This is a genomic window from Paenibacillus sp. NPDC101420, from assembly GCF_050277435.1.
Lineage (GTDB): Bacteria > Bacillota > Bacilli > Paenibacillales > Paenibacillaceae > Paenibacillus_AQ.
Genome location: NZ_JBNNSE010000002.1, coordinates 703,582 through 726,001 on the forward strand (window position 1 = coordinate 703,582; position 22,420 = coordinate 726,001).

General features: G+C 41.2%; 21 protein-coding genes. 17 read left to right on the top strand and 4 right to left on the bottom strand.

The window, feature by feature from the left end; all coding sequences use genetic code 11:
• Position 1 precedes the first annotated feature (1 nt).
• Positions 2-919, top strand: coding sequence for a ribose ABC transporter substrate-binding protein RbsB (gene rbsB / locus ACQKMP_RS11995; RefSeq protein WP_427469434.1), 918 nt, complete (start codon positions 2-4; stop codon positions 917-919).
• Positions 920-987: 68 nt separating this feature from the next.
• Here the strand turns inward: rbsB and ACQKMP_RS12000 are convergent, their stop codons facing one another.
• Positions 988-2,856, bottom strand: coding sequence for an LTA synthase family protein (locus ACQKMP_RS12000; protein WP_427469435.1), 1,869 nt, complete (start codon positions 2,854-2,856; stop codon positions 988-990).
• Positions 2,857-3,061: 205 nt separating this feature from the next.
• Here ACQKMP_RS12000 and ACQKMP_RS12005 point away from each other — a divergent pair, with 205 nt between their 5' ends.
• The 13 genes from ACQKMP_RS12005 (at position 3,062) to ACQKMP_RS12065 (ending at position 16,726) form a co-directional block, all read left to right on the top strand.
• Positions 3,062-3,613 (top strand): sigma-70 family RNA polymerase sigma factor, encoded by a 552-nt coding sequence (locus ACQKMP_RS12005; RefSeq protein WP_149646933.1) that lies wholly within the window; start codon positions 3,062-3,064, stop codon positions 3,611-3,613.
• On the top strand, positions 3,603-4,901 hold the full coding sequence (locus ACQKMP_RS12010) for a DUF4179 domain-containing protein (RefSeq protein WP_427469436.1): 1,299 nt from the start codon (positions 3,603-3,605) through the stop codon (positions 4,899-4,901). Before ACQKMP_RS12005 ends, ACQKMP_RS12010 begins: the two co-directional genes overlap by 11 nt.
• A 68-nt stretch (positions 4,902-4,969) precedes the next feature.
• A complete protein-coding gene (locus ACQKMP_RS12015; protein ID WP_042129237.1) occupies positions 4,970-5,455 on the top strand; it encodes a hypothetical protein in 486 nt (161 codons plus the stop codon).
• Positions 5,456-5,650: 195 nt separating this feature from the next.
• Positions 5,651-7,621: a serine hydrolase gene (locus tag ACQKMP_RS12020; protein WP_427469437.1), complete on the top strand. Its 1,971-nt coding sequence runs from the start codon at positions 5,651-5,653 to the stop codon at positions 7,619-7,621.
• Between the two features lie 142 nt (positions 7,622-7,763).
• A complete protein-coding gene (locus ACQKMP_RS12025) occupies positions 7,764-8,495 on the top strand; it encodes a class I SAM-dependent methyltransferase (protein ID WP_427469438.1) in 732 nt (243 codons plus the stop codon).
• 65 nt (positions 8,496-8,560) lie between these two features.
• A complete protein-coding gene (locus tag ACQKMP_RS12030; protein ID WP_427469439.1) occupies positions 8,561-9,157 on the top strand; it encodes a hypothetical protein in 597 nt (198 codons plus the stop codon).
• A 20-nt stretch (positions 9,158-9,177) separates the two neighbouring features.
• The gene (cysC, locus tag ACQKMP_RS12035; RefSeq protein ID WP_262495725.1) at positions 9,178-9,717 is read left to right on the top strand and encodes an adenylyl-sulfate kinase; all 540 of its coding nucleotides are present in this window, start codon (positions 9,178-9,180) and stop codon (positions 9,715-9,717) included.
• A gap of 190 nt (positions 9,718-9,907) precedes the next feature.
• Positions 9,908-11,887, top strand: coding sequence for an ABC transporter substrate-binding protein (locus tag ACQKMP_RS12040; protein ID WP_427469440.1), 1,980 nt, complete (start codon positions 9,908-9,910; stop codon positions 11,885-11,887).
• Between the two features lie 84 nt (positions 11,888-11,971).
• The gene (locus ACQKMP_RS12045; RefSeq protein WP_379423697.1) at positions 11,972-13,000 is read left to right on the top strand and encodes a FecCD family ABC transporter permease; all 1,029 of its coding nucleotides are present in this window, start codon (positions 11,972-11,974) and stop codon (positions 12,998-13,000) included.
• Positions 12,993-13,994 (top strand): iron ABC transporter permease, encoded by a 1,002-nt coding sequence (locus ACQKMP_RS12050; protein WP_341124625.1) that lies wholly within the window; start codon positions 12,993-12,995, stop codon positions 13,992-13,994. The genes ACQKMP_RS12045 and ACQKMP_RS12050 overlap by 8 nt, the downstream gene beginning before the upstream one ends.
• A gap of 39 nt (positions 13,995-14,033) precedes the next feature.
• Positions 14,034-15,095, top strand: coding sequence for an NAD(P)/FAD-dependent oxidoreductase (locus tag ACQKMP_RS12055; protein ID WP_427469441.1), 1,062 nt, complete (start codon positions 14,034-14,036; stop codon positions 15,093-15,095).
• A gap of 235 nt (positions 15,096-15,330) precedes the next feature.
• The gene (locus tag ACQKMP_RS12060; RefSeq protein WP_340971289.1) at positions 15,331-16,110 is read left to right on the top strand and encodes an SDR family oxidoreductase; all 780 of its coding nucleotides are present in this window, start codon (positions 15,331-15,333) and stop codon (positions 16,108-16,110) included.
• A 139-nt stretch (positions 16,111-16,249) separates the two neighbouring features.
• The gene (locus ACQKMP_RS12065; RefSeq protein ID WP_339265942.1) at positions 16,250-16,726 is read left to right on the top strand and encodes a GNAT family N-acetyltransferase; all 477 of its coding nucleotides are present in this window, start codon (positions 16,250-16,252) and stop codon (positions 16,724-16,726) included.
• Between the two features lie 172 nt (positions 16,727-16,898).
• Here ACQKMP_RS12065 and ACQKMP_RS12070 read toward each other — a convergent pair whose 3' ends face one another.
• The 3 genes from ACQKMP_RS12070 to ACQKMP_RS12080 form a co-directional block, all read right to left on the bottom strand.
• Positions 16,899-17,258, bottom strand: coding sequence for a VOC family protein (locus ACQKMP_RS12070; RefSeq protein WP_042189812.1), 360 nt, complete (start codon positions 17,256-17,258; stop codon positions 16,899-16,901).
• Positions 17,259-17,312: 54 nt separating this feature from the next.
• Entirely contained in the window at positions 17,313-17,774 is a 462-nt protein-coding gene (locus ACQKMP_RS12075; protein ID WP_427469442.1) for an SRPBCC family protein, read from the bottom strand.
• A 73-nt stretch (positions 17,775-17,847) separates the two neighbouring features.
• Positions 17,848-18,669: a helix-turn-helix domain-containing protein gene (locus tag ACQKMP_RS12080; protein ID WP_427469443.1), complete on the bottom strand. Its 822-nt coding sequence runs from the start codon at positions 18,667-18,669 to the stop codon at positions 17,848-17,850.
• A 123-nt stretch (positions 18,670-18,792) separates the two neighbouring features.
• Here ACQKMP_RS12080 and ACQKMP_RS12085 point away from each other — a divergent pair, with 123 nt between their 5' ends.
• From ACQKMP_RS12085 to ACQKMP_RS12095, 3 genes are all read left to right on the top strand, one after another.
• Positions 18,793-19,500, top strand: coding sequence for a class I SAM-dependent methyltransferase (locus tag ACQKMP_RS12085; RefSeq protein WP_427469444.1), 708 nt, complete (start codon positions 18,793-18,795; stop codon positions 19,498-19,500).
• A 16-nt stretch (positions 19,501-19,516) separates the two neighbouring features.
• Positions 19,517-20,266: a DUF4184 family protein gene (locus ACQKMP_RS12090; protein WP_427469445.1), complete on the top strand. Its 750-nt coding sequence runs from the start codon at positions 19,517-19,519 to the stop codon at positions 20,264-20,266.
• Positions 20,267-21,120: 854 nt separating this feature from the next.
• Entirely contained in the window at positions 21,121-22,359 is a 1,239-nt protein-coding gene (locus tag ACQKMP_RS12095) for an ATP-binding protein (protein ID WP_341145854.1), read from the top strand.
• Positions 22,360-22,420 lie beyond the last annotated feature (61 nt).

Below are 22,420 nucleotides of genomic sequence, written 5' to 3' on the forward strand. Positions count from 1 at the left end.
CATGAAAAAGCTCACATTAATTTTTACTTCCTTACTCTTGATTCTTATGACGGGCTGTTCCTTAGAGCCTCCAGAGTGGGCAAAGCCGAACAGCGGCGGGGGCCCAGGGAATATGAAGATTGGATTATCCATATCTACCTTGAACAATCCGTTCTTTGTATCTGTTAAAGATGGAGTTTTGGCAGAAGCTAAGAAGCTTGGTATGGAGGTTCTCGTTATCGATGCGCAGAATGATTCAGCCAAGCAAAGTAATGACGTTGAAGATTTAATGCAAAAAGGTGTAAATGCGCTGTTAATCAATCCAGTAGACTCTTCAGCGATCTCGACGGTTGTTCAGACAGCTAACAGTCTAGATATTCCAGTCGTTACTTTGGACCGTTCTGCAGATAAGGGAGACATTAAAGCCCTTGTTGCCTCTGATAATGCAAAAGGTGGATCAATGGCAGCTGAATATATTGTAGAGCAACTTGGAAAAGGTGCAAAGGTTATAGAACTAGAAGGATCACCGGGAGCATCAGCTACCCGTGAACGCGGGAAAGGATTCCATGAAATTGCCGACACGCAGCTTGAGGTGATTGCGAAGCAAACTGCTGATTTTGACCGTACGAAAGGGTTGACCGTTATGGAGAACCTTCTCCAAGGAAATCCAGATGTACAAGCGGTTTTCGCTCATAATGATGAAATGGCTCTTGGTGCTATAGAAGCGATTCAGAGTTCAGGTAAGAATATTCCTGTCATCGGTTTTGATGGAAATGAAGATGCACTTAAATCCATTGAGGCGGGTAAACTCACAGGAACCGTTGCTCAGCAGCCTGCATTAATTGGGCAGTTAGCGATTCAAGCAGCGAAAGACGTATTAGATGGCAAGACGGTTGAGAAACTGATTGCCGCACCTCTAAAACTGGTCGTAAAAGAATAAGTAAATGACTATAGAAAAACACTGCATTCGCCGATTTGGTGAGTGCAGTGTTTTTGATATATATAAGCTTATTTTTCCTCAATTACTCTATCCGGTAACTGTGTTACATAACTATCTGATAGATGGAGAAGCTCTAAAGCACGATCGAACTCATCCTCGGTCGTTTGTTGCGTGTGGTTACCATCGCCAGATAAGGTATAATGCTGACCATCCTCGAAGCCACTGCCAGATAGGAAGAGCTCTTCATTATTTACGAACGATCCTGTAGGCAAATAATAGCGCTGAGGAAGTAGGTTATAAGTCGATTGATTCAATAAATCTTGTCCGAAATGAATATGATCCGCAAGAGAAACACCCAATAAATTAGATACAGTAGGCAAAATATCCACTTGACCGCCCAACTGTTCTTTTACACTTGGCGTTGTAATCCCTGTCGCTGATAGGATCAATGGAATATTAATTAATTCGCGTTCCGTATATTCATGACCAAGGATTTCCTGTAATAAGACGTGATCGTCCTCTTTTAGTGAGAAGATAGGAAGTCCGCGGTGATCTCCGTACAATGCAATCAAGCTGTTATCCCATACCCCATTTTGTTTGAGCTCATCAATAAAAAGTCCCAGTGCATAGTCAGCATAATTTTGAGCACGAATATAATCTCCGACTAATGTTCCTTCGAATCGTTCTGGAAGGGCCATTTTGTATTTATCCTCAGGGATCGAGAACGGATTATGTGCTGACATCGAAATAACATGGGAGTAGAAAGGCTGATCCTTCTGATCCATCCTTGCTAGCTCTGCAGCTGTTTTCTCATACAACACCTCATCAGAAGCTCCGTAAAATACCGTGTCCTCTTCACCATAATATTCCTTATCGTAATATCGATTAAATCCTAAGGCAGTATAAAGCTCGCCACGGTTCCAAAAGTCGACTTCATTGGTATGGAATGTTGCCGTATCATAACCTTGCGCTTGAAGCAGCTTAGGTAAGCTTGGAAGCTCTTTTGGCGCATACATTTGAGTGGCTGGACCATCGGGTGGAACATAGAAAGAAGTATTTACAATGAATTCGGCGTCAGAAGTATTTCCTTGTCCAACCTGCTGGTAGAAACGCGGAAAGTAATAACTGCTAGCCGCAAGCTTATTCATATTCGGCGTAATTTCTACTCCATCAATCTTAAGGTTGATTAAGAAGTTCTGGAAAGACTCCATCTGAAGAATGACCAGGTTCTTTCCTTTGGCGGCTCCAAATTGAACCGGATTTGAGGTTGCTTGAATTCCTTTGGTCTCGTTAATCGCAGCTTGTGTAATCTTGGCGACGTCGATTTGTTCTTCTTCTTGATTGGCTAATAGAGAGTAAGCTTCATAATTGAGAATGCCCATTTGCTCGGCTTTAACAGTTTCGTTCATACTGGCTCGGTTTGGAAAAATATTCATTGCACAAATGACGATGGAAATACAGAACAAGATCGCAACCGCTTTCCGGTTACTTTTACGCGACATAGCTTTTTTCCAGTTAAGTGCCTTTTGTTTTCTAAACATGATCAAACCAATGACAATGATATCCACGAAAATAAGCATATATTGCGGACGAAGGACCGAGAAAATACTTTTCTTAACGGCTCCTACTTGTTTGACCTGATCTAATACTTGCGAAGTAGCAATGATGCCAAAATGATTATGATATACAATGAGTGAGAAAAATAGCGTAGTGATCAACACATTGACCAGCATGTAGATGGCAATTTTTCGTTTCGTTGCGAACCATTCAATCAAGCAAAAGACTAGAAGCACAAAAGGGATTTCTTTAAGCCATGTGGTCCACGTAGGCCCGTCTTCAAAGAGAAAATACCAAGCAAAATAACTTTTAACTAGCATAATGAGAGAGAAAAAAAATAGGGATCTTTTACTGAGTGTACGAGGTTCTTTAAACGGCATCTCTTATGCCCATCCTTTTCTTTTAGATTAGTTCATTCTATTACTTGAAGTGTTTAAAATCAACTAGATTGGGGTATAGAAGAGACTTATTTTCCTTAATATTACATTTAGGTGAATGAAACCATACATAGTATATAAAAATTATTTTATGGGAAATGAACTTTTTAAGTTACTCCTAACTCTTATAGGGGAGAGAGGTGAAGGCATGGATGTTGCTCGTTGGGTGAAAAAAGCCAAAAAGGGGAATAAAGAAGCATTGCTCCACTTAATCATGTCTGAAAAAGACGTTTATTATAGGCTAGCGTTCAGCTATATGGGGAATGCGCATGATGCCATGGATGCCATGGACGAAATGATCGTCACACTTTATGAAAAGATCGGTCAACTAAAGAAAGAGGAAGCATTTTATAGCTGGAGTAAGACGATTTTGGTGAATGGCTGTAAACGACTCCTTCATAAGCGCGGCAAGCTGGTGCTGTTAGAGGATTGGAGTAAGGTTGACGATAGGGAAATAGGCCAAGTAGTGAGTAGTAATGATCCTTATCGCAGAAGTGAGCAGCAAATGGATATGGAGACCTTGTTGTTACAAGTAAATGAACATCAGAGAGAAGCGATTCAATTAAAGTATTTTCATGATCTCGATTATCAAACAATAGCTGACATCACAAAGGTTTCGATAGGAACGGTTAAATCAAGAATTTACCATGGATTACAAACGCTCAAAAATCAGTACAGAGGTGATGTTGATGAACAATAATGTCGAGCAACAATTAGCTGATGAAAAGACACGCATAGCGTCCATTACCGCACCTGAAGAATTAGAAATGAGATTAAGAAAGGCTTTGAATTCGGCTCCCGCAAAAAGAACGAAAAGAATAGCACCGATTTGGAAGGTTGCGGCGGTTGTTTTATTGGTGACAGTGATCTCTGGACAAAACTACAATGCTTTTGCTTATTTTGGAAAACAGCTTTTTGGCTTTGATGAATTGCTTAATGGCACAACTTTACAACAGCTAAATGAAAAAGGGTTGGGACAAAACATCAACAAGAAAACTACGTTACTAGACGGAACAACTCTTACCATTAACGGAATTATGGCGGACGCCAATCAATTCATTATGTATTACACCTTAACTAACCCAAATGGACTAGAGGATATGTCTGTAGACACTTTTAGACCCTCAAAAATAAGTGGTTTTTTAACCGATTCTAACGTAGTAAGTGGTACATCATTAATCAATGAAGGTCATAAGGAGATTAAAGGTCAGATGTCGTTTGACAGCGTAAATCCATTTTCAAAAAAACTAACGTTACACTTTTGGCAGCAGCTAGTAGAGAACGGCCAGATGAGCGAAGGAACAGTTACGTTCCCTTATAACCCTAATGAGGCCATGGAAACTCAGATTAAACAATCGATCAATAAAAAGATTAAAGTCGACAAAGGTACGATTACCTTCAAATCAATCACAGCTACACCAACGATGACTGTAGTAAAAGGGAAGCTGGATGTCGATAATTTTGATCGAGTGAAGCTTGGATTACATGGGATACAATTAATTGTCGATGGAACACCTGTTGAGATCCTGGGTAGTGGTAATCAAACCTCATTAGGTGGAAGAACATTTGATATTCGCTTCGACACATTGCCTAAGGAGCTACATTTCATGCAGCTAGTCGTTAAAGAGTTTCCTGGATATCAAAAGCTGGACGCAAAGTATTCCCTGACTTCCCCTAGTGATAAGCCATTGATGTTGGGTGATAAAGAATTATGGTTAAAAGATGTCTCCAAAACCTCCCAAGGCATCGAAATAACAATCGCTTCTGACGATGATGTAATGCTGGATGGTGTGTCTATAGAGACGAACAACGAGAGTACACCTTTAAAAACAACGATCAATCAAAAAGAGACAAAGCAAGTGGACGGTAAACTAATGAAAGAACGAACTTTATTATTTGATACACAAGCAGAGCCTGAGTCACTACTAATAGAAGGAATACACTATTTGAAGGCATACAATAAAGTGATTGAGATTCCTGTGAAGTGAAGAAAAGTGTAATATCCATTTTTTATAACATATGGTAATCTATATGGACGTGAGAAAAGGAGGGGCACATGGATCATATAGGGGTTTATAGAGTAAGGCGTCCGTCGTTAATACCACTGCTGATAAGCATCAGTGTGCTATTGGGTATTCAATTATTTCAAATTTATAACCTGAACCATCGCTATACAGCTAGCGACGATTTAGTGCTTTCTTGTTTACTTTATGGTCAGGCTATTTTTTGTCTGATTGTCGAAATTGTGTTAGTCTACAGAATATTTACCATCAGAAGGGTTGTTGAAATTCAGATTCAACCGGAATCTATATTAATAGAAGATCTAAGAATAGAAGCAGATCGGATTAATGATATTTATATAAAAGGATATTTTAGTCCTGTAGTTGGGATTAGACCTAAAGTGAATAAATTTGTTCCTTATAAATTATGTTTTAATTTTCTGTCACAAAAAGATGAAGATGAAGTGATGAAACAGTTAAAGGCTTGGGCCGAACGAAATCAGATCAATGTATCTCATAAAAGTTTTTCGAGATGGCTCTAAGCTCCTCTAAATTAATATACGAAATGAAAGACACTGACTCCTTGTTGGTGTCTTTTTTTTGATTAAATCGTTATGTCATATGACATGTAACGAAGCTAATTGGTGACAGAACGTTTCTAGCTAGAATGACAATCCGTTTGTGATACTCAGAACAGGTTTACTATTTACAACTAACCCTATAGAGGAGAATGGATTATGAAGAAAAAGACACGCAAGCTTAGCGTCATCGCACTATTATTATCAACAGCTGTATTTACAGCATGTTCAGCACCAGTCTCCACTAACGCAACCAGTTCGAAAGGATCTTTTAATGGAAAAGAAATCGAGGCTTTCGCGGACCCTATATTTGCGCAGAAAATGAAGGAATACAATGTGAACGGATCCAATTTTGTAGTGGTTAAAGACGGAAAGGTGCTCGTGAATAAAGGGTACGGATATGCGGACAAAGAAAAGAAAACCCTTGTCGATAAGAATACCGTCTTTCAGATCGCATCCGTGTCGAAGACATTTACCGCTCTAGCAGCTTTGCAGCTAGTGGAACAAGGAAAGATGAATCTTGATCACGATATCAATGCGTATCTTGGCGGAATGAAAGTACCAAATGAAACGGAAACTCCGTTAACCTTAAGAAATATGTTATCTTACACAACGGGCTTTGATTACCCGGATAAAGCTAACTTTGTTGCACCGGAATATGTAGAACAGGACATCCCCATGAAAAAGTTTATGACGGAGCATATGCCGACTGTCGTTCGGACGCCGGGTGAAGCGTATACCTATGATAATTTTGCCTTTTTACTTGCGGGTTATGCGATTGAGAACGTAAGTGGTACCCCGTTTTATAAGTATATGGAGAACCATGTGTTCAAACCGTTAGGAATGAACTCTACTAGTGCTCGATTTACCCCAGAGCTTTTAGCTAGAATGGCCACGCATTATGGACCAGATGGTAAACCTCATCCAACCTTTGGGCATGCGCCTACCGATGGGCCACAGGGCAGCATCCTTTCCACAGGAGAAGATATGGCTAAATATTTAACTCTTTTTCAACAACAAGGTAGCGTGAATGGGAAGCAAATCATTAGTAAAGAAACCACGAAGATGATGCAAACGTACTCTGTATTTGCGAATGAATCACTTCCGATGACGACGGTTGGAGGATTTGAAGGGTATCGTAATGATCTGATGAATGGCTATCATGTGGTTCTCAAAGGTGGAAATATGCCTGGTCATCAATCACTGATTGTATTATTGCCAGAGGAGAATACCGCTTTCTACATGTCCTATAACAATGACACAATGATGAGCTTAGACATTTATGAAGCCTTGATGGATCACTATTTTCCTGAAAAGAAAGCACCAGAGGCGCCAACGTATCTCCCATTACCTGCATCAGAAGCTACTAAATATACTGGAACTTATTTGAACACCAGATTCTATTTCTTGAAATCGAACTTCACCTATGCAGATGGCAATCTGATTATGGAGACTGGAACAAGCGGTACACATACGTTACGAATGATTAATCCGCTATTGTTCGAAGATGAATTAGGTAACAAATTGGCCTTTAAAAAAGATCATAAAGATCAGATCGAATACTTTTATTATACGAATCCTAATAGCCCAGACTTTGTTTCAGATGCTCGTAAGGTTCACACGAAGCCAGCATTCGCTGATGTATCCGAGGAGAGCGCTTATAAATCTTACATCGACAACCTGTATTCGCTTGATGTGATAAGTGCTAAATCTGGCAACAATTTCAAACCACAGGGAACGATTACGCAAGGTGAGTTTATGGATGCTCTAATTCTTGCCCATGGATGGTACGGCTTTCCTCATTTAATTGAGGGGAATAAAGAATTAACGAAAAAAGGAATCCCTGGTTTTGATCGTAATGCTGTCATCACAAGACAAGTAGCAGCCGTTATGATTCAAAATCTAAAACAAGCTAAGCAAGCTTCAAAAATTACGCTTAAAGATGACACAGACTCATGGGCCACTGATTCGATCATAGCATTAGTGTCACAAGGCATTGTAGATCCTGATACAAAAGTGAATGATGACGGGTCTGTCGATTTTCGTTCTAAAAAGCCTTTGCTTCGCCAAGAAGCGAGTGCATTACTTGATCTTGCTTTTGGATACTATACGTTGCCAATCAAACACTAAGAATTGGACACCTCAGAGAGACTCTTTGGGGTGTTTTTTTTAATGATAGGTTTAAGAGGTAAATGAAATTATCGGTAGTATAAGGTTGTTTTAAATGCTAAAATTACCCAAAAGAATTTTCTTACAGCAAGGAGGTATTCTGTTGGATTACAAAGGGTCATCGGTGTATGACAATGAAGATTTTTTCTATAACTTTTTATTGAGAAGAAACAGAGCGGATAGCCCAAATAACATTATTGAAAAGCCGGTTATATATGATCTTATGGGCGATGTACTTGGGAAAAAGGTGCTCGATTTAGGATGCGGGGATGCTAAGTTCGGATATGAGTTGCTTGAGCAGGGATGTAACTTTTACGAAGGTGTGGAAGGTTCAAGTAATATGGTCAAAGCGGCAAAAGAACTGTTAAATACATCTAAAAGTGAGATTCACCATGCTACTATGGAGAGTTGGAATTACCCAAAAGAGAACTATGATTTGGTAATCTCTCGGTTAGCTATTCATTATTTACAAGACCTAGAACCAATCTTTGATAGTATCCGTAGTGCGCTTATCCCTAATGGTCAGTTTATTTTTAGTGTACAGCATCCGGTTCTAACATCATCCATGAAAAGTGCAACAACTTCAGAAAGAAAGTCGGACTGGATCGTCGATAACTATTTTGAAATGGGTAAGAGAATGGAGCCTTGGATTGGAGAAAGTGTAGTTAAGTACCACAGAACTTTTGAAGAGTATTTTCAGTCACTGAAAGAAGTCGGATTTAAAATAGAGGATATCAGAGAATGTAAACCAAATCCTCAATTTTTTAATAGTGAAGGCGAGTATAAGAGAAGGATGAGAATCCCACTTTTTCTCGTGTTTAAATGTATAAAATAGTTTGTTGAAGTAACGCTAGTCTAATGAGCATATGAATGAAAAGAATTGCAATGAGGAGGTCTACGATGAAACGAATGCCATATATACGCCCCACTGAGCATTATGATCAACAAATTATTGAGATCGATGAGCAGATTTGTGCATTGATAAAACAACGTAAGGAACGCTCGGATAATAATCCAGGATTTCCACCATTTGAGTATATTTCTGATTGGGCGGGCAAGTTTGAACTTTACGAGGATTTTTTGAAATCGGTATTTGGGACATTATTTAATGAAGAACATTTTAAGCCGATGGTCGAGCCAACGGATTTTAAAAAACATATTGCTGTTCTACAATCTATTGAGGCAGATGAGTTCTTCTATACACTGACCTCTATACGACAATACAGTAATGCAAGTGTTATCACGCTTAGTATAGATTGGGATATTACCTCTGAATTATATGCTAATAAACCTAACCACTTTGAGTTATATATAGATAAATCGTATGATTGTCGAATGACGAATGGTGGAAGTTCATCAGGACATGCAGCCTATAACTACGTAGTATCTCCGCCTCTCCCAGATGATAACTCCGGTATTAAATTAGAGTTCAGGGAATTTAGTCCACCCTTAAAGAAGGATGGGACAGGTACTGAAATTGTGTTTAAGCTAGAATAACCATACAAAGTATTTTAACAATAGAATCAAGCAGGAAGAGGTACGTATCTATGAATCAAATGATCTGGCTAACTGGACTATCGGGTTCAGGTAAATCTACGCTTGCAGAGGAACTGAAAAATCACATTGAGAATTGCTACATTCTGGACGGTGATACATTGAGAAGAGGTATTAATCAGGATCTTCAATTTAGCGAAGAAGATCGACTGGAAGTTGGTAGAAGAATTGGTGAGATTGGTAAGATTCTGCTTGATGCGAACCTGAATGTGATCGTTGCCTCGATCTCTCCCTACCGCTCTACACGCGATAAGGTCCGTTCTCTCATAGGGGATTCCTACAAGGAAGTTTATGTTCAATGTCCTTTGGAAGTATGTGAGGAGAGAGATCCGAAAGGTCTATATAAACAAGCAAGAGCCGGACAAATCAAGCATTTTACGGGTATTGATTCTCCATATGAGGAGCCCGTTAGCCCGGATGTGATCGTAGAGACAGACAAGTTTTCCTTAGATGAATGTGTGTCGAAAATCCTTCAACACACATCAGCTATGGGGAGGAAATAAAATATTTATTAAATTTGATAGAAAAGACGAGCAAACCATCAACGGTTGCTCGTCTTTTTTACGTTCCATTGTCAGTAACACTGCTGGAAAATAGTTCTGCGAATATCATTGTAAATGATAATCATTATCATATATGATGGGGATATAAATCTCTCAACATGGAGTGATAGAGAAGGGGGAGCGCAAGACGGTGACATTGAATGATCAAGCTTTGCTATGGAATCAGGCATTCATCAAGATCATAGATATACGACATACAAGAATGGAACAAGGCGAGGAGCTGCATGCGTACAGAATGCCCTCAAGCGTCTTCTTATATGTGACTAGAGGTAGCGCACATCTCCATCTGGACGGCATAGCACACCGCGTCAGCCGGTTTTCCTTGCTCCATGGGGGCAAGGGTCTCTACCTTGATATTACGGCAGATGAGCTGCTGGAATACTATATTATTTTGTATAAAGCGGTACTAGCACTACCATCCCGTCAAGAAACGATCAAGCTGATGGATAAGCACAATCCGTTTCAAATGCAATATGTATTTAAGCCCCATTATCCGATTTCCGTTTTCCATCATGTCACCTCCATGAGCAAGGAGTGGCATCGTTCAGATCTACTCAATAAGCTTCAAGTTAAAGCGATATTTTATCAAATGGTTTATGAAATTCTAGAGCAGATGGAACGCCAGAATATCATAGCCGTTAAGCCAGACTTGGTGGCCCAAGCGGTTCGTTATATTCATGAACGCTATCGGGAGCCGATAACGCTTGAGACGCTGCTTGAACACCTTAGTTGCAGCTCCAGACAGCTACTGCACGCCTTTAAGAAGCAAGTGAGAACGAGCCCGATCGATTATTTGATTCAATTGCGGATGAGCAAAGCGAAGCAGTTGCTTCTATCCACAGATTTCACGCTGAAGGAAATTGCCGAGAGTGTAGGCTATACCGACAGCTATTATTTCAGCCGTATCTTCAAGAAATACGAGGGTGTTTCTCCCACCAGCTTTAAAGAAGCAGCGTTGCAACAGGAGCAGCGTCGAAATAATCCATCCTTCGTGTTCAGATCTCCCATTGTTGCTAGAAGGCAGCAACGTTATATTGGTAATGAGTTTGAGAATCATTATCAATATAAAAGAGAAGGGGAAATACCGATGTATCGTAAGTCAAGAACAACAATGGCAGCAACCTTATTATTTTGTTTCGTTCTCTTTTTGAGTGCATGCTCGACAGGGGGAACGAATGTCACACCGACAAGCAACAGCACTTCTACTAATAATGTTGCAACTTCCGCAAGTCCAGCTGCGAGTCCGTCGACGGATGTAAGTAATGACAGAAGAGTGATTAAGCATGCGATGGGGGAAGAAACGCTTACCGGCGCCCCTGAACGTGTTGTCATATTGACCAATGAAGGAACAGAGGCACTTTTGGCACTGGGCATCAAACCGGTCGGAGCCGTTCAGTCTTGGATTGGTGACCCTTGGTACGACCATATCAAGAAAGACATGGAAGGCGTTACGGTTGTGGGAGACGAGCTTCAGCCGAATATTGAATTGATCGCGAGCCTCAAGCCGGATCTGATTATCGGTAATAAGGTCAGACAAGAGAAAATCTACGATCAATTAAAGCAGATAGCTCCGACGATATTCTCCGATGACCTGGCAGGAGATTGGAAGATTAATTTCAAGCTCTACTCCGAAGCTTTAAACAAGCAGGAAGAAGGAGCGCAGGCGATGGCGGACTTCGATAAACGAGTTGCGGAAGTCAAGGCGAAGCTCGGTAGCAAAGCAGACACGAAAGTGTCGGTGGTGCGCTTCTCCGCGAAACAAGTGCGTATTTATCAGAAGCAAACGTTCTCCGGCGTGCTCTTGAGCCAATTAGGAATTGCACGGCCTGAGTCGCAGGATAAAGACTCCTTTATCGAAGTGATGACCAAAGAGACGATCCCTAGCATGGACGGCGATGTGCTCTTCTATTTCGTGTCGGAGACTCCGGGCAAGGACGATGCATCGAAGGTCGTGGAGGAATGGAAAAAAGATCCGTTGTTCCAAAATTTGAGCGTTTCAAAGAACAACAAGGTGATTCAAGTCGATGAAGCGATCTGGAACTCAGCAGGCGGATATGAAGCAGCCAATCTGTTGCTGGACGAACTCGTTAAATACTTTGATGTGAAATAATAAAGGCGGATCGAATCAACAAGCTGGCGCTGTATTCGCGTCAGCTTGTTGACGATTCCGGCAGTTTAGTTGTTAAGACTGCCAATGAATAGGAGGCTCGGTGCAGACGTGAATGGTTCTTTCCTAAGCAAGCGAAAGCTCGCCGGCCTAGTTGTCGGCGCGATTCTGCTTCTAATTAGTATGTTATGCAGTGTATTGTACGGTCTTCATCAATTCAGCTTAAAAGATCTATGGCTGGCTTACAGTCAATTCAACGGTTCGAACGAACATCTTATTCTGACGAAGGTTCGTGTTCCCCGAACCCTGATTGCGGCACTGGTGGGGGCTAGTTTAGCAGTAGCCGGGGCGATTATGCAGGTTCTGACAAGAAATCCGCTGGCTTCGCCCTCTGTCTTCGGTGTAAATGCGGGCGCTGTGCTATTTATTGTCATCGGGCTACTCGTATTCGGTTCCTCGTTAACGATGAGCGGTATGGTCTGGCTTGCTTTTGCAGGTGCGGTTGCAACATCGGTGGTCGTCTATACGCTTGGATTGCAAGGAGGCGGTTTCGAGCCGGTAAAGCTGACCTTGGCCGGCGCTTGTATGGCAGCTTTCGCTTCCTCTATTACATCCGGCATTATTCTAATTAATAAGCAATCGTTGGAATCTGCCCTATTCTGGATGATCGGCTCTGTAGAAGGAAGAAATCTGGAGCATTTATTGATGGTTCTGCCTTATATGGCAATAGGAATGACGATCTCACTATTACTCTCGGGCTCGTTAAATATTATGGCGATTGGAGACGATAGCGCGAAGAGCTTGGGACAGCGTCTAACGCTGGTCCGCGTGCTGTCGGCTACGGCAATTGTACTATTGGCGGGAAGCTCGGTAGCAGCAGCTGGTCCGATTGCTTTCATAGGACTTATTGTCCCTCACTTATGCAGATACATCGTTGGGCATGATTTTAGATGGCTGCTTCCTTATACCGCATTAGTTGGGGCGATTCTTTTGGTGACTGCGGATTTAGCATCGCGCTTTATTCTGGAATCCAGAGAAGTTCCGGTTGGTGTCGCAACGGCGATTATCGGCGTTCCCTTTCTGATCCATGTGGCTAGGAGGAAACAGCATGCTTAAAGCGCGTATAGCGAAGCATTCGTTCTTGTTGTTTTTCGGTTTAACTTGTATCGTTGCCGCCTTGTCGCTCCTTAGTTTATCCGTTGGGGGAGTTAGCGTACCATTAAAAGAGGTACTTGCTTCTCTTACGGGGCGAAACGCAGAAGCCAGTAACCTGATCATTATGCAGTTCCGTTTGCCTCGAATAGTAGCCGCTATACTCATTGGCGCAGCATTGGCAGTAGCGGGTGCGCTATTACAGGGCGTCATCCGTAATCCTCTCGCTTCGCCCGATCTGCTGGGTGTAACCGGAGGGGCATCGGTAGCTGTAGTCGCCTTCATGACTTTCGTGACCGGCTACAGTATCCACTGGGTACCGTTCATTGCCATCGGCGGCGCGTTGGTTGCGACAACTATTAATTATGTATTTGCTTGGAAAAAAGGTGTGTCGCCGTTTCGGCTGGTGCTGATTGGCATTGGCATTTCTACCGCAATGGGCGCGCTCACTACGTTTCTGCTAATTAGCGGGCCGGCTTATTTGGCCGCACAAGTGCTGAATTGGATGACGGGAAGCATCTACGGCACCAATTGGAGTTATATTGAAGTGCTGTGGCCGTGGGTAGCGGTATTCATTCCTTTATCGCTACTGCTCGCGAAGGAATTAAATGTGCAATCCTTAGGTGAGGATGTCGCTCGCGGGCTTGGAAGCAGGCTTCAGCTAAGCCGGATGATTCTCTTATTTTATAGCGTTGCACTTGCCGGTGCTGCAGTTGGCGTAGCCGGGACGATATCGTTCATCGGATTGATGGCACCGCATATCTCCAGAATGCTTGTTGGAAATTCTTACAAGCTGATCATCCCGGTATCCGCGTTAATAGGTGCAATCATTTTACTGTTGGCGGATTTGGCAGGAAGAATGCTTTTTCAACCGCTAGATGTTCCGGCAGGCGTGTTCACAGCAGGCATTGGAGCTCCTTTTTTCATGTATCTGCTGTTTAAGCGCAAGAAGATTTAGATCTTCTTTCAAGAGGATGAGAACAGAGGGAGGCAAAGAATGGGTCGGAAATTGGAGCTTTTTGACGTAACTATAATCGGTGGAGGACCGGCGGGGTTGTATGCTGCCTTTTACAGTGGAATGCGCGACATGAAGACGAAACTGATTGAGGCGAGAGAGGAACTCGGAGGAAGGACATTAATGTATCCGGAGAAGATCGTCTGGGATGTCGGCGGCATGGCCCCCGTTCGCGCAGCGCAGCTGACAAAGCACATGATCCAGCAAGCTCAAACTTTTGATCCGACCATTGTACTGGGTCAACAAATTACCGGGTTGGAGAGATTGGTTGATGGCACGATGCGTATAACATCTGCGACCGGAGAGCAGCATTGGAGCCGGACGCTGATTTTGGCCATAGGCCATGGTGCGCTAAAGCTTGCTAAGCTTAACCTGCCCGGAGCGGAAAATTACGAAAAGGATAATCTCCATTATAACGTTACGGATGTGGCAAGCTTTCGCGGTAAAAGAGTGCTAATCTCCGGAGGCGGTGATTCAGCTGTCGATTGGGCTAATGAACTAGTAGGAATCGCTTCATCGGTTACGCTCGTGCACAGGCGGGAACGATTCAGTGGTATGGAACGGAATGTGAGGCGGATGAAGGCATCGAGCGTTCAAGTTCTTACGCCATATGCCATTAAGGATTTATATGGGAATGGCAATCGCCTTGATGCTGTTTCAATCGCTCCATTAAATGCGGACGGGGAATGGACGGATGAAACAGAACAGGAGCGTCTTGCGGTGGATGCCGTCCTAATTAATCATGGGCTACGCGGGGATTTAGGCCCTATTGTAGATTGGGGGTTAGTGAGAGAGGATTGGAATTTTAATGCGGACGAGAAGCTGGCAACCAATCTTCCGGGAGTGTTCGTGGCTGGAGATACGGCAAATTACGGCAGCAAGCTTTATCTTATTGCCGGAGCTTTTACGGATGCAGCGTTAGCAGTGAACAGCGCCAAGTTGTATATCGAGCCGGATGCGTCAACAAGAGCGCAGGTCTCCTCAAATAACAGTAAGTTTGATCAGAAGAACAGGGCGTTAGAACTTGTAGAGGAACGAAGCTGAAGGGCTGACTTACAAGCGATGTAAATTCATTAATAGTTTTGGAAAGTTTATCTATGTTTGAAGCAGAATTTCAGCTACTATTGTTAAAGGATAGAACAGTAACTGTTCCTACACTAATTCACATAATTAATAAGACGGTACACTATCTCCCTTATAGATTAGTGATGCTGAATCTGCTTATGTCTATGGATCTCTACCTATCTATCCTTCTAATTTATGATCGGAGATGGTATAGATGAACTCATTGAAAAATAAAATAGCAATCGTTACTGGAGCAAGCAGATCCACAGGAATCGGAACAGCCATATGCCGTTCACTTGCAAGCCAGGGGGCAGATATTTTCTTTACGCATTGGCATCCTTTTGATGAAACGGAAGGGAATGGTGGAGAAAAGGAATGGCCGGAGCAACTTTGTGCAGAACTGAAAAGCTTGGGAGTCAGGGCGAGTCACATGGAAGCAGATTTTTCCAATCCTGAAATCTCAATAAAGATTATGGATCAGGTAGAACAAACTTTAGGAAATGCTTCCATTTTGATTAACAATGCAGCTTATTGCGTGCCCACGAATTATCAGAACCTGAGCATCACTTCGTTAGATCAACACTATGTAGTGAACAATCGTGGCACGGTTTTACTCAGTACTGAATTTGCCAGAAGATTCGAAAAGAATCATTCAAAGGGGACTCCAGGTAGAATTATTTTTATGGTTTCTAAAGGGCCTGACCCTGATAATCTGGCTTATATATTGACAAAGGGTGCATTAATTGGATTAATTGAACCTCTTTCTGTTGGTTTAGCTCCGCTTCATATCACAGTCAATGGTTTTGATCCGGGTCCTACGGATTCCGGGTGGATAACGGATGAGATGAAAACTCATTTTTTACCTATGTTTCCAATGGGAAGGATCGGTTTGCCAGAAGATGCAGCTAGAGGCATTAGTTTCTTAGCGAGTGATGATTCGCAGTGGATTACGGGGCAAGTAATAAAGTCTGAAGGTGGATTTCTAGGAAAATAAAAGACATAAGTATTTCATCCTGGCTACCGATTGAACGGTAGCCTTTTTTAGCTAGTGGGCAGACTATCGCTACAAAACATGGAAATTTATGATATAATATCCAAACTCAATAATTCAGATATGAAGGGAGAAGCCCAGCATGATTACTCTCAGAAAGATTACACTAGAAAACCGACGTGCCATTTTCAATTTGGAGGTTTCAGACGATCAACGTCGCTTCGTAGCGTCCAATTTATCAAGCATGGCTTCGTGTTATGTCCTTGTAACTAATGGTGGTCATCCATTTCCGTTTGCGATTTACGAGGATGAAGAGCCGGTTGGTTTTGTGATGATGACTTATGGTATTACTGGATATGAAGTGCCATCCTTTGTAAATGATAGCTATTGTATCTTGCGACTAATGATTGATAAACGATACCAGAATCAGGGCTACGGCCGAGAAGCCATGACAAGAATTTTAGAATTTATCCGCACTTTACCGGCAGGCCCCGCACAATATTGCTGGATTTCTTATAAGGCTGATAACTTGTCCGCTAAAAGGCTCTATGAAAGCTTCGGTTTCCGTGACAGCGGCGAAATTATTGAAGAAGAGCTAACAACCGTATTACGACTTTGATTTGCTTTTTACTTGGAGATTTCGAACCGTTTTGTGAAATCATCGTTACTTTGAAGCAGTATCAAATCACAATTCACGTATCGGAGATGGAACTGGCTCCCATGTATTGATCGATGTCTCATAGCAATGAGAGAAACTGCTACTCGAAAATGCTAGTAACGGTTTATACTAATTATCTATATTCCAACAGTTCAATTACATTGCCAAACGGATCTACAATGGCGCTATAGATGCCTGGAGGACACTCGCGAGGTTCATCGTATAGCACTTTGATACCAAGCAGCTTATATTGCTGAATAGAAGCGACTAGGTCCTCGACTTGGAGTCCAATTACAACTTGTGATTCTCTTGGATACTGAACTTGAGTATTGAGCTCCACTTGACAGAGTACAATCGGGATAGGTTCGTGCTTCAAGCTAATAAGGCAATCATCATATTGGGTGGAGATTTCGAATCCTAATTTATTACAATAGAAATCAATGGCAACAGTCATATCTGCTATGTTAATAGAAATAACACTGATATTAGGCATACAATTATTCCTCCAATAGGTTAGAATACGTGCACAAACAAGGGATAGGATCATTTATTGACAGCACAATATTCCTTGACCTGCCTCTAACTTGCTCTTAAGACTTGAAAGCATCTGTGCCCAAGCCTGCTCATGCCAGCTTCTAGCGGTTCGTGACGGTTCAGATTCTGTCCATCCCGAATGACATATCGTAACAAGTGTACCATCGGAAAGAGCTTTCAATTTCACATCAATCTGTGTTAGATTTGCGGACTTATTCATGACTTCAGCGAACGGATCAGGACCTTTCCATTCAAAGACGAGTGTATGAGGTGCTTCTATCCGAAGTATTATACAGCCAGCAGTACTCATCGATCGCTTGTTGCTAGGATCGAAGTAAAGTTCGTATTTCCCGCCTTCCTTCAATTCGACTAATACTTCTGGTGCAAACCATTCCGATAGACGATCCGCTTCAGTCCATGCCTTCCATACCAATTCTAGATTACTGTTAACGACGATTTGTGATACTAGACTCATCTGGTCACCTCTTATCAGGAAGATTACTGTCAATTTGATTAAGTATATGTGATTAATCAGCTTGTAAAGTCTTCTAGTTTGCTCGCTCTCGGTTAAATTTCTCAAACAATAACAGCGGCAAATTAACGAAGATTGGTGGATCATGCGGGAGAGGATCTCTTAAGAGGATGTGTACGTGCAACTTCGTTGTAATATTCACTTCAACAGGTTCATCAAATTTCCCTCGCAAACATGTATCTAACTTAAAATAGTCAACAGGATTACGACTCCATGGAATACCTGCTGCAAGTATGTAATACGTACCAGGTGAGATATCAGTAAATATGCATTCGCGATTGCGCATATTGAGCGCAGTACCGACGATGGGTTTCTGATCGGGAATGGGGCGTGGAAATAAACCTACAAATAATAGACCGCGAAAATCCGGTGGTGTCTCTAGTTGACAGTGAATGCACATTTGTGGTGAGGATGGCAATGTATCAGCTGTTAAGGGTGTGTGTTCATATTGATTCATATGGGAGAATAACTCAGACGAAGTGGCTGCAAACTTCTTAGGTGATAGGCCGACGAATTGCTTGAACCGATGATGGAAGGAGCCGGCACTTCGGAAGCCTATCGAGAGCATAATCTTCGTTAGCAACGAAGGTTGTTTCAGCAGCGCTTGTTTACCAGATTCTATCCGCAAGGCGGACAAGTATTGGCGTGGTGAAATTCCTGTTACCTTCTTAAATATTCTAGTGAAGTGATAGGCGCTATAACCGACTAGATGAGCGAGTTGCTCTGAAGTTACTTCTTCATCAAGATGCTCCTTCATGTATTGAATAGCTAGCTCCGTCGCGTGGATATAGCTATGATGTGGTAGATGAGTAGGCTCTACGTTAACCATCTCCTTCATTATCATAGGGGGTTCATAGTGTGTAATATTAAAAAAAACTATATATGTAGTATTTTAGGTTTTATTTGAACGCAGTACAATGCTTAGTTGAAAATATGTAATAAGGAAAGCTCGAGGTGTGAAATGGACAGAGTAGCGAATATAAGAACTGAAGAGAAGAGATATCATGACTTGTGTTACGATAGTTATAATTTGTTCGAGCCAGGTTCCTGGCTACATAGACCCGTAAAAACGGTAATCGATCTATTAGAAGAATACAGAGATCAAGAATACTTAAGTGTATTAGATTTAGGAGCTGGGATTGGTAGGAATAGTATCCCCATAGCGGAATCCATGAAAAATAGAAATGGGAAGGTAGTTTGTGTTGATTTATTGGAGTCGGCCATAGAAAAATTGGAAGGTTATAGTCGAAAATTTGGAGTCGAACCATTTATTGTAACAAGACTATCTGACATTGAATATTTCATTATCGATCAAGAGGAATATGACATTATCTTAGCTGTATCTGCCTTGGAACATATAAGTTCGGAAAAAGCTCTGGAAAGTAAACTTAACGAAATGATTATTGGAACTAAAAGAAATGGAATCAATTGCATTATTATCGGATCGAACATACAAGAGGTACACCTTGAAAATGGACAAGAACTAGACCCGATGTTTGAAGTGAATATACCTACAGAAAGAATGATTGATTTATTAGTTCAGCAGTACACTGGATGGGAAGTTAAACAACGATTTGTAAAACAAATAGAATATGAAATTGATAGAAAAGGCCACCCCGTAAAACTGACAACAGATTGTATAACCTTTGTTGCTAAAAAAATATTATAAACACTAGGAGATTGTTATGCCTTTCACTTTTGCTCATCCTATTTTTGCACTTCCTTTTAAATATGTGAACCCAAAATACTTTAGTGCTACCGGCTTGATTCTAGGAAGTATGTCACCTGATTTTGAATATTTTATTATGCTTGAGCCCCATCAAAGTATAGGGCATTCTATAACAGGATTATTTTTACAGGCAATTCCCCTATGTGTGGTTTTTGCACTAATTTTCCATTTTATAGTTAAGGAGATATTAATATTGCATCTTCCTTCGAACTATAATATAGATCAACGAGCGTACAATACCTTGAGCAAGTGGAGATTGACCTCTAAGGGCTGGGTAGTGTTCATCATATCTGTGATTATTGGTTTCTTTACTCACGTGTTCATCGATGGTTTTACACATTTCAATGGTTACTTTGTAGAACAATTTCCCCCATTAAGGGATATAGTGATTTATAATTTCACTCTTTATAAAATATTGCAGCATTCGTTTTCTATATTCGGATTACTCATGGTAACTTGGATCATAGTTAGGTCGTTGTATCGACATCGAGAAACGGTAACAATGATACCAACAGTTACAACAATACAAAAAAATATTTTCTGGACATCAGTAGTTGTTGTAGCGATAGCAGTAACTAGTATGAAGTTACTTTTTAGTTCGAGCAGGAATATAATTGGTATTCTTGTGGTTTCGCCTATTACAGGGGGATGTTTAGGAATATTGCTTGTATCAATCGTAATAAGAGGTTTACAAAAGACAAAATAATCATAATTCGATTCGTTAAATGAATTACGAGTAAGAATATCATCGCATCATTAAAGCATCCATTGGATGTTTTTTGAAATAATAGAATTTGTAAAATTTTGAGACTGCGGAGAAATGTGAAACAAATTCAATGGATGGTCCTATATTCAACTGTTGGCCATGGGGAGCCCTGTTTTTTATTAGCACACGCCTCTTTGGGATGTAGAACGGACCGAGTGGATCTTATATCCTCCGAAATGCATGTTTTAGTCGAGCTTACGGACAAATGTATGCGAAAAACCGAATACAATGTGCCGCCGGTAACGTAAACGATCTAAATGTATGCGAAAAATCGAATACAATGTGCCGCCGGTAACGTAAACGAGCCAAATGTATGCGAAAAACCGAATACAATGTGCCGCCGGTAACGTAACGAGCTAAATGTATGCGAAAAACCGAATACAATGTGCCGCCGGTAACGTAAACGAGCCAAATGTATGCGAAAAACCAAATACAATGTGCCGCCGGTAACGTAAACGAGCCAGCGCCGTTATTCGCCCTGATTCACCCGGAATGGGCTTGTTATTAGGGAATAAGTGCAATATGGCCCGTCCCTAATATATGTGCTTATTTCATCGAAATAAAGGCTATACGGTTGGTAAGCGGAACCTCACACGGATACGAGTATGGAATTACGGATGTACTCAGCTTGTAACTTTACCTCCAAGGACGCCGTCAGGTGCTTTTTTTTATTATTTTAAAAATGGTTGAGAAATACATAGTTAATAAGGGGAACTTTACTTATAATATTATTTTAGCGTATTTTTCCAGTACGCTGTATTTTAAGCAACACTAGGCTGAAAGGAAGTTATCCCTTGTTTGAGACTTTGCTTTTGAATTTCTTGTTTTTATTGTTTCCAATCTTAATTTTTCTACTTTTCTTTGAAAATCGTGCTTTTGCTTATAATAGTAAGATTCTAGTTCTACTGTCGGCAGTGACCATGTGTCTCTGTATAGCCAAACCTTTTAAACTCGATATGGGCTTTATTTTTGATTTGAGATATATCCCGTTTATCATTGTGGCTCTTTTTGGTGGATACAAGAACGTTCTACCGCTATATATCCTTTTAAATATCTATCGATTCTATGTGGGGGGAGAGGGTACGTTACAATCCTTTCTTTTCGCCACTTCAATCCTAATCCTAGTTCCTCTATATAGTAAAAGGTTCTTAAAACTAGATTCGAAAAGTCGCATCATCGCGGCAACAATAATTTCTTTTCTGACAATGGGATTTTACCTAATTATATTAGGTTTTACACAGGGGAGTTTAAATAGGGAATATTGGTTTCTCACCTTAAATGCCTTTACGACGCATGTCGGGGTGATGTGTATCAATATGATCTTAATAGAAAAGATTATTACTAATATTAAGAATCGCGACCGAATTATGCAATCTGAAAGATTAAATGTCGTGAGCGAGCTAGCGGCAAGTGTATCACATGAAATCAGAAACCCGCTTACAGTGACCAGCGGTTTTTTGCAGCTGTTGAATAAATCTAAGACGATCACAAGGGAGGAGAAACAGTACGTAGAGTTATCTCTATTAGAATTACAGAGGGCTGAAAAAATCGTGAGTGACTATCTTTCATTTGCTAAGCCGCAATCCGATAATATGGTTTATTCCAACATGCAGGAGGAGGCAGAATATACTAAAAATATCATCATGCCTTATGCCACTATGCACAAAGTAGAGGTCAAATTTAATTTTAATAATTCACTATTCAAAAATTATGATCGGAACCAAATACAGCAATGTCTTATTAATCTATATAAAAACGGAATCGAAGCCATGAAGGAAAAGGACGGTGGTACGCTGTTCATCGATATTTCGGAAAAAAAACAAAATATTATTATCAGTATTCGCGATACTGGCATTGGAATGACAAAGGAAGAAATATCGCGTCTCGGTAAACCGTATTATTCGACCAAAGCCGAAGGGACAGGACTGGGAATGCTTATGGTCTACAGTACCATTGATAAAGTGAAAGGCATTGTTGAAGTTGATAGTGAAAAAGGCAAAGGCACAACGTTCCTTATCACCATTCCAACATAAGGGCAAGTTGCAGAGCGTCTCGTTTGCTGTTTATCCCCCACTAGGAGTGTGTAATACCTTT

Excerpts from the sequence above, each read along its gene's own strand:
- ACQKMP_RS12015 (WP_042129237.1), top strand. The coding sequence starts at position 4,970 with ATGGATCATATAGGGGTTTATAGAGTAAGGCGTCCGTCGTTAATACCA.
- ACQKMP_RS12005 (WP_149646933.1), top strand. The coding sequence starts at position 3,062 with ATGGATGTTGCTCGTTGGGTGAAAAAAGCCAAAAAGGGGAATAAAGAA.
- ACQKMP_RS12090 (WP_427469445.1), top strand. The coding sequence starts at position 19,517 with ATGCCTTTCACTTTTGCTCATCCTATTTTTGCACTTCCTTTTAAATAT.
- ACQKMP_RS12085 (WP_427469444.1), top strand. The coding sequence starts at position 18,793 with ATGGACAGAGTAGCGAATATAAGAACTGAAGAGAAGAGATATCATGAC.
- ACQKMP_RS12000 (WP_427469435.1), bottom strand. The coding sequence starts at position 2,856 with ATGCCGTTTAAAGAACCTCGTACACTCAGTAAAAGATCCCTATTTTTT.
- ACQKMP_RS12055 (WP_427469441.1), top strand. The coding sequence starts at position 14,034 with ATGGGTCGGAAATTGGAGCTTTTTGACGTAACTATAATCGGTGGAGGA.
- ACQKMP_RS12020 (WP_427469437.1), top strand. The coding sequence starts at position 5,651 with ATGAAGAAAAAGACACGCAAGCTTAGCGTCATCGCACTATTATTATCA.
- rbsB (WP_427469434.1), top strand. The coding sequence starts at position 2 with ATGAAAAAGCTCACATTAATTTTTACTTCCTTACTCTTGATTCTTATG.
- ACQKMP_RS12030 (WP_427469439.1), top strand. The coding sequence starts at position 8,561 with ATGAAACGAATGCCATATATACGCCCCACTGAGCATTATGATCAACAA.
- ACQKMP_RS12075 (WP_427469442.1), bottom strand. The coding sequence starts at position 17,774 with ATGAGTCTAGTATCACAAATCGTCGTTAACAGTAATCTAGAATTGGTA.
- ACQKMP_RS12065 (WP_339265942.1), top strand. The coding sequence starts at position 16,250 with ATGATTACTCTCAGAAAGATTACACTAGAAAACCGACGTGCCATTTTC.
- ACQKMP_RS12010 (WP_427469436.1), top strand. The coding sequence starts at position 3,603 with ATGAACAATAATGTCGAGCAACAATTAGCTGATGAAAAGACACGCATA.
- ACQKMP_RS12050 (WP_341124625.1), top strand. The coding sequence starts at position 12,993 with ATGCTTAAAGCGCGTATAGCGAAGCATTCGTTCTTGTTGTTTTTCGGT.
- ACQKMP_RS12070 (WP_042189812.1), bottom strand. The coding sequence starts at position 17,258 with ATGCCTAATATCAGTGTTATTTCTATTAACATAGCAGATATGACTGTT.
- ACQKMP_RS12045 (WP_379423697.1), top strand. The coding sequence starts at position 11,972 with ATGAATAGGAGGCTCGGTGCAGACGTGAATGGTTCTTTCCTAAGCAAG.
- ACQKMP_RS12060 (WP_340971289.1), top strand. The coding sequence starts at position 15,331 with ATGAACTCATTGAAAAATAAAATAGCAATCGTTACTGGAGCAAGCAGA.
- ACQKMP_RS12080 (WP_427469443.1), bottom strand. The coding sequence starts at position 18,669 with ATGAAGGAGATGGTTAACGTAGAGCCTACTCATCTACCACATCATAGC.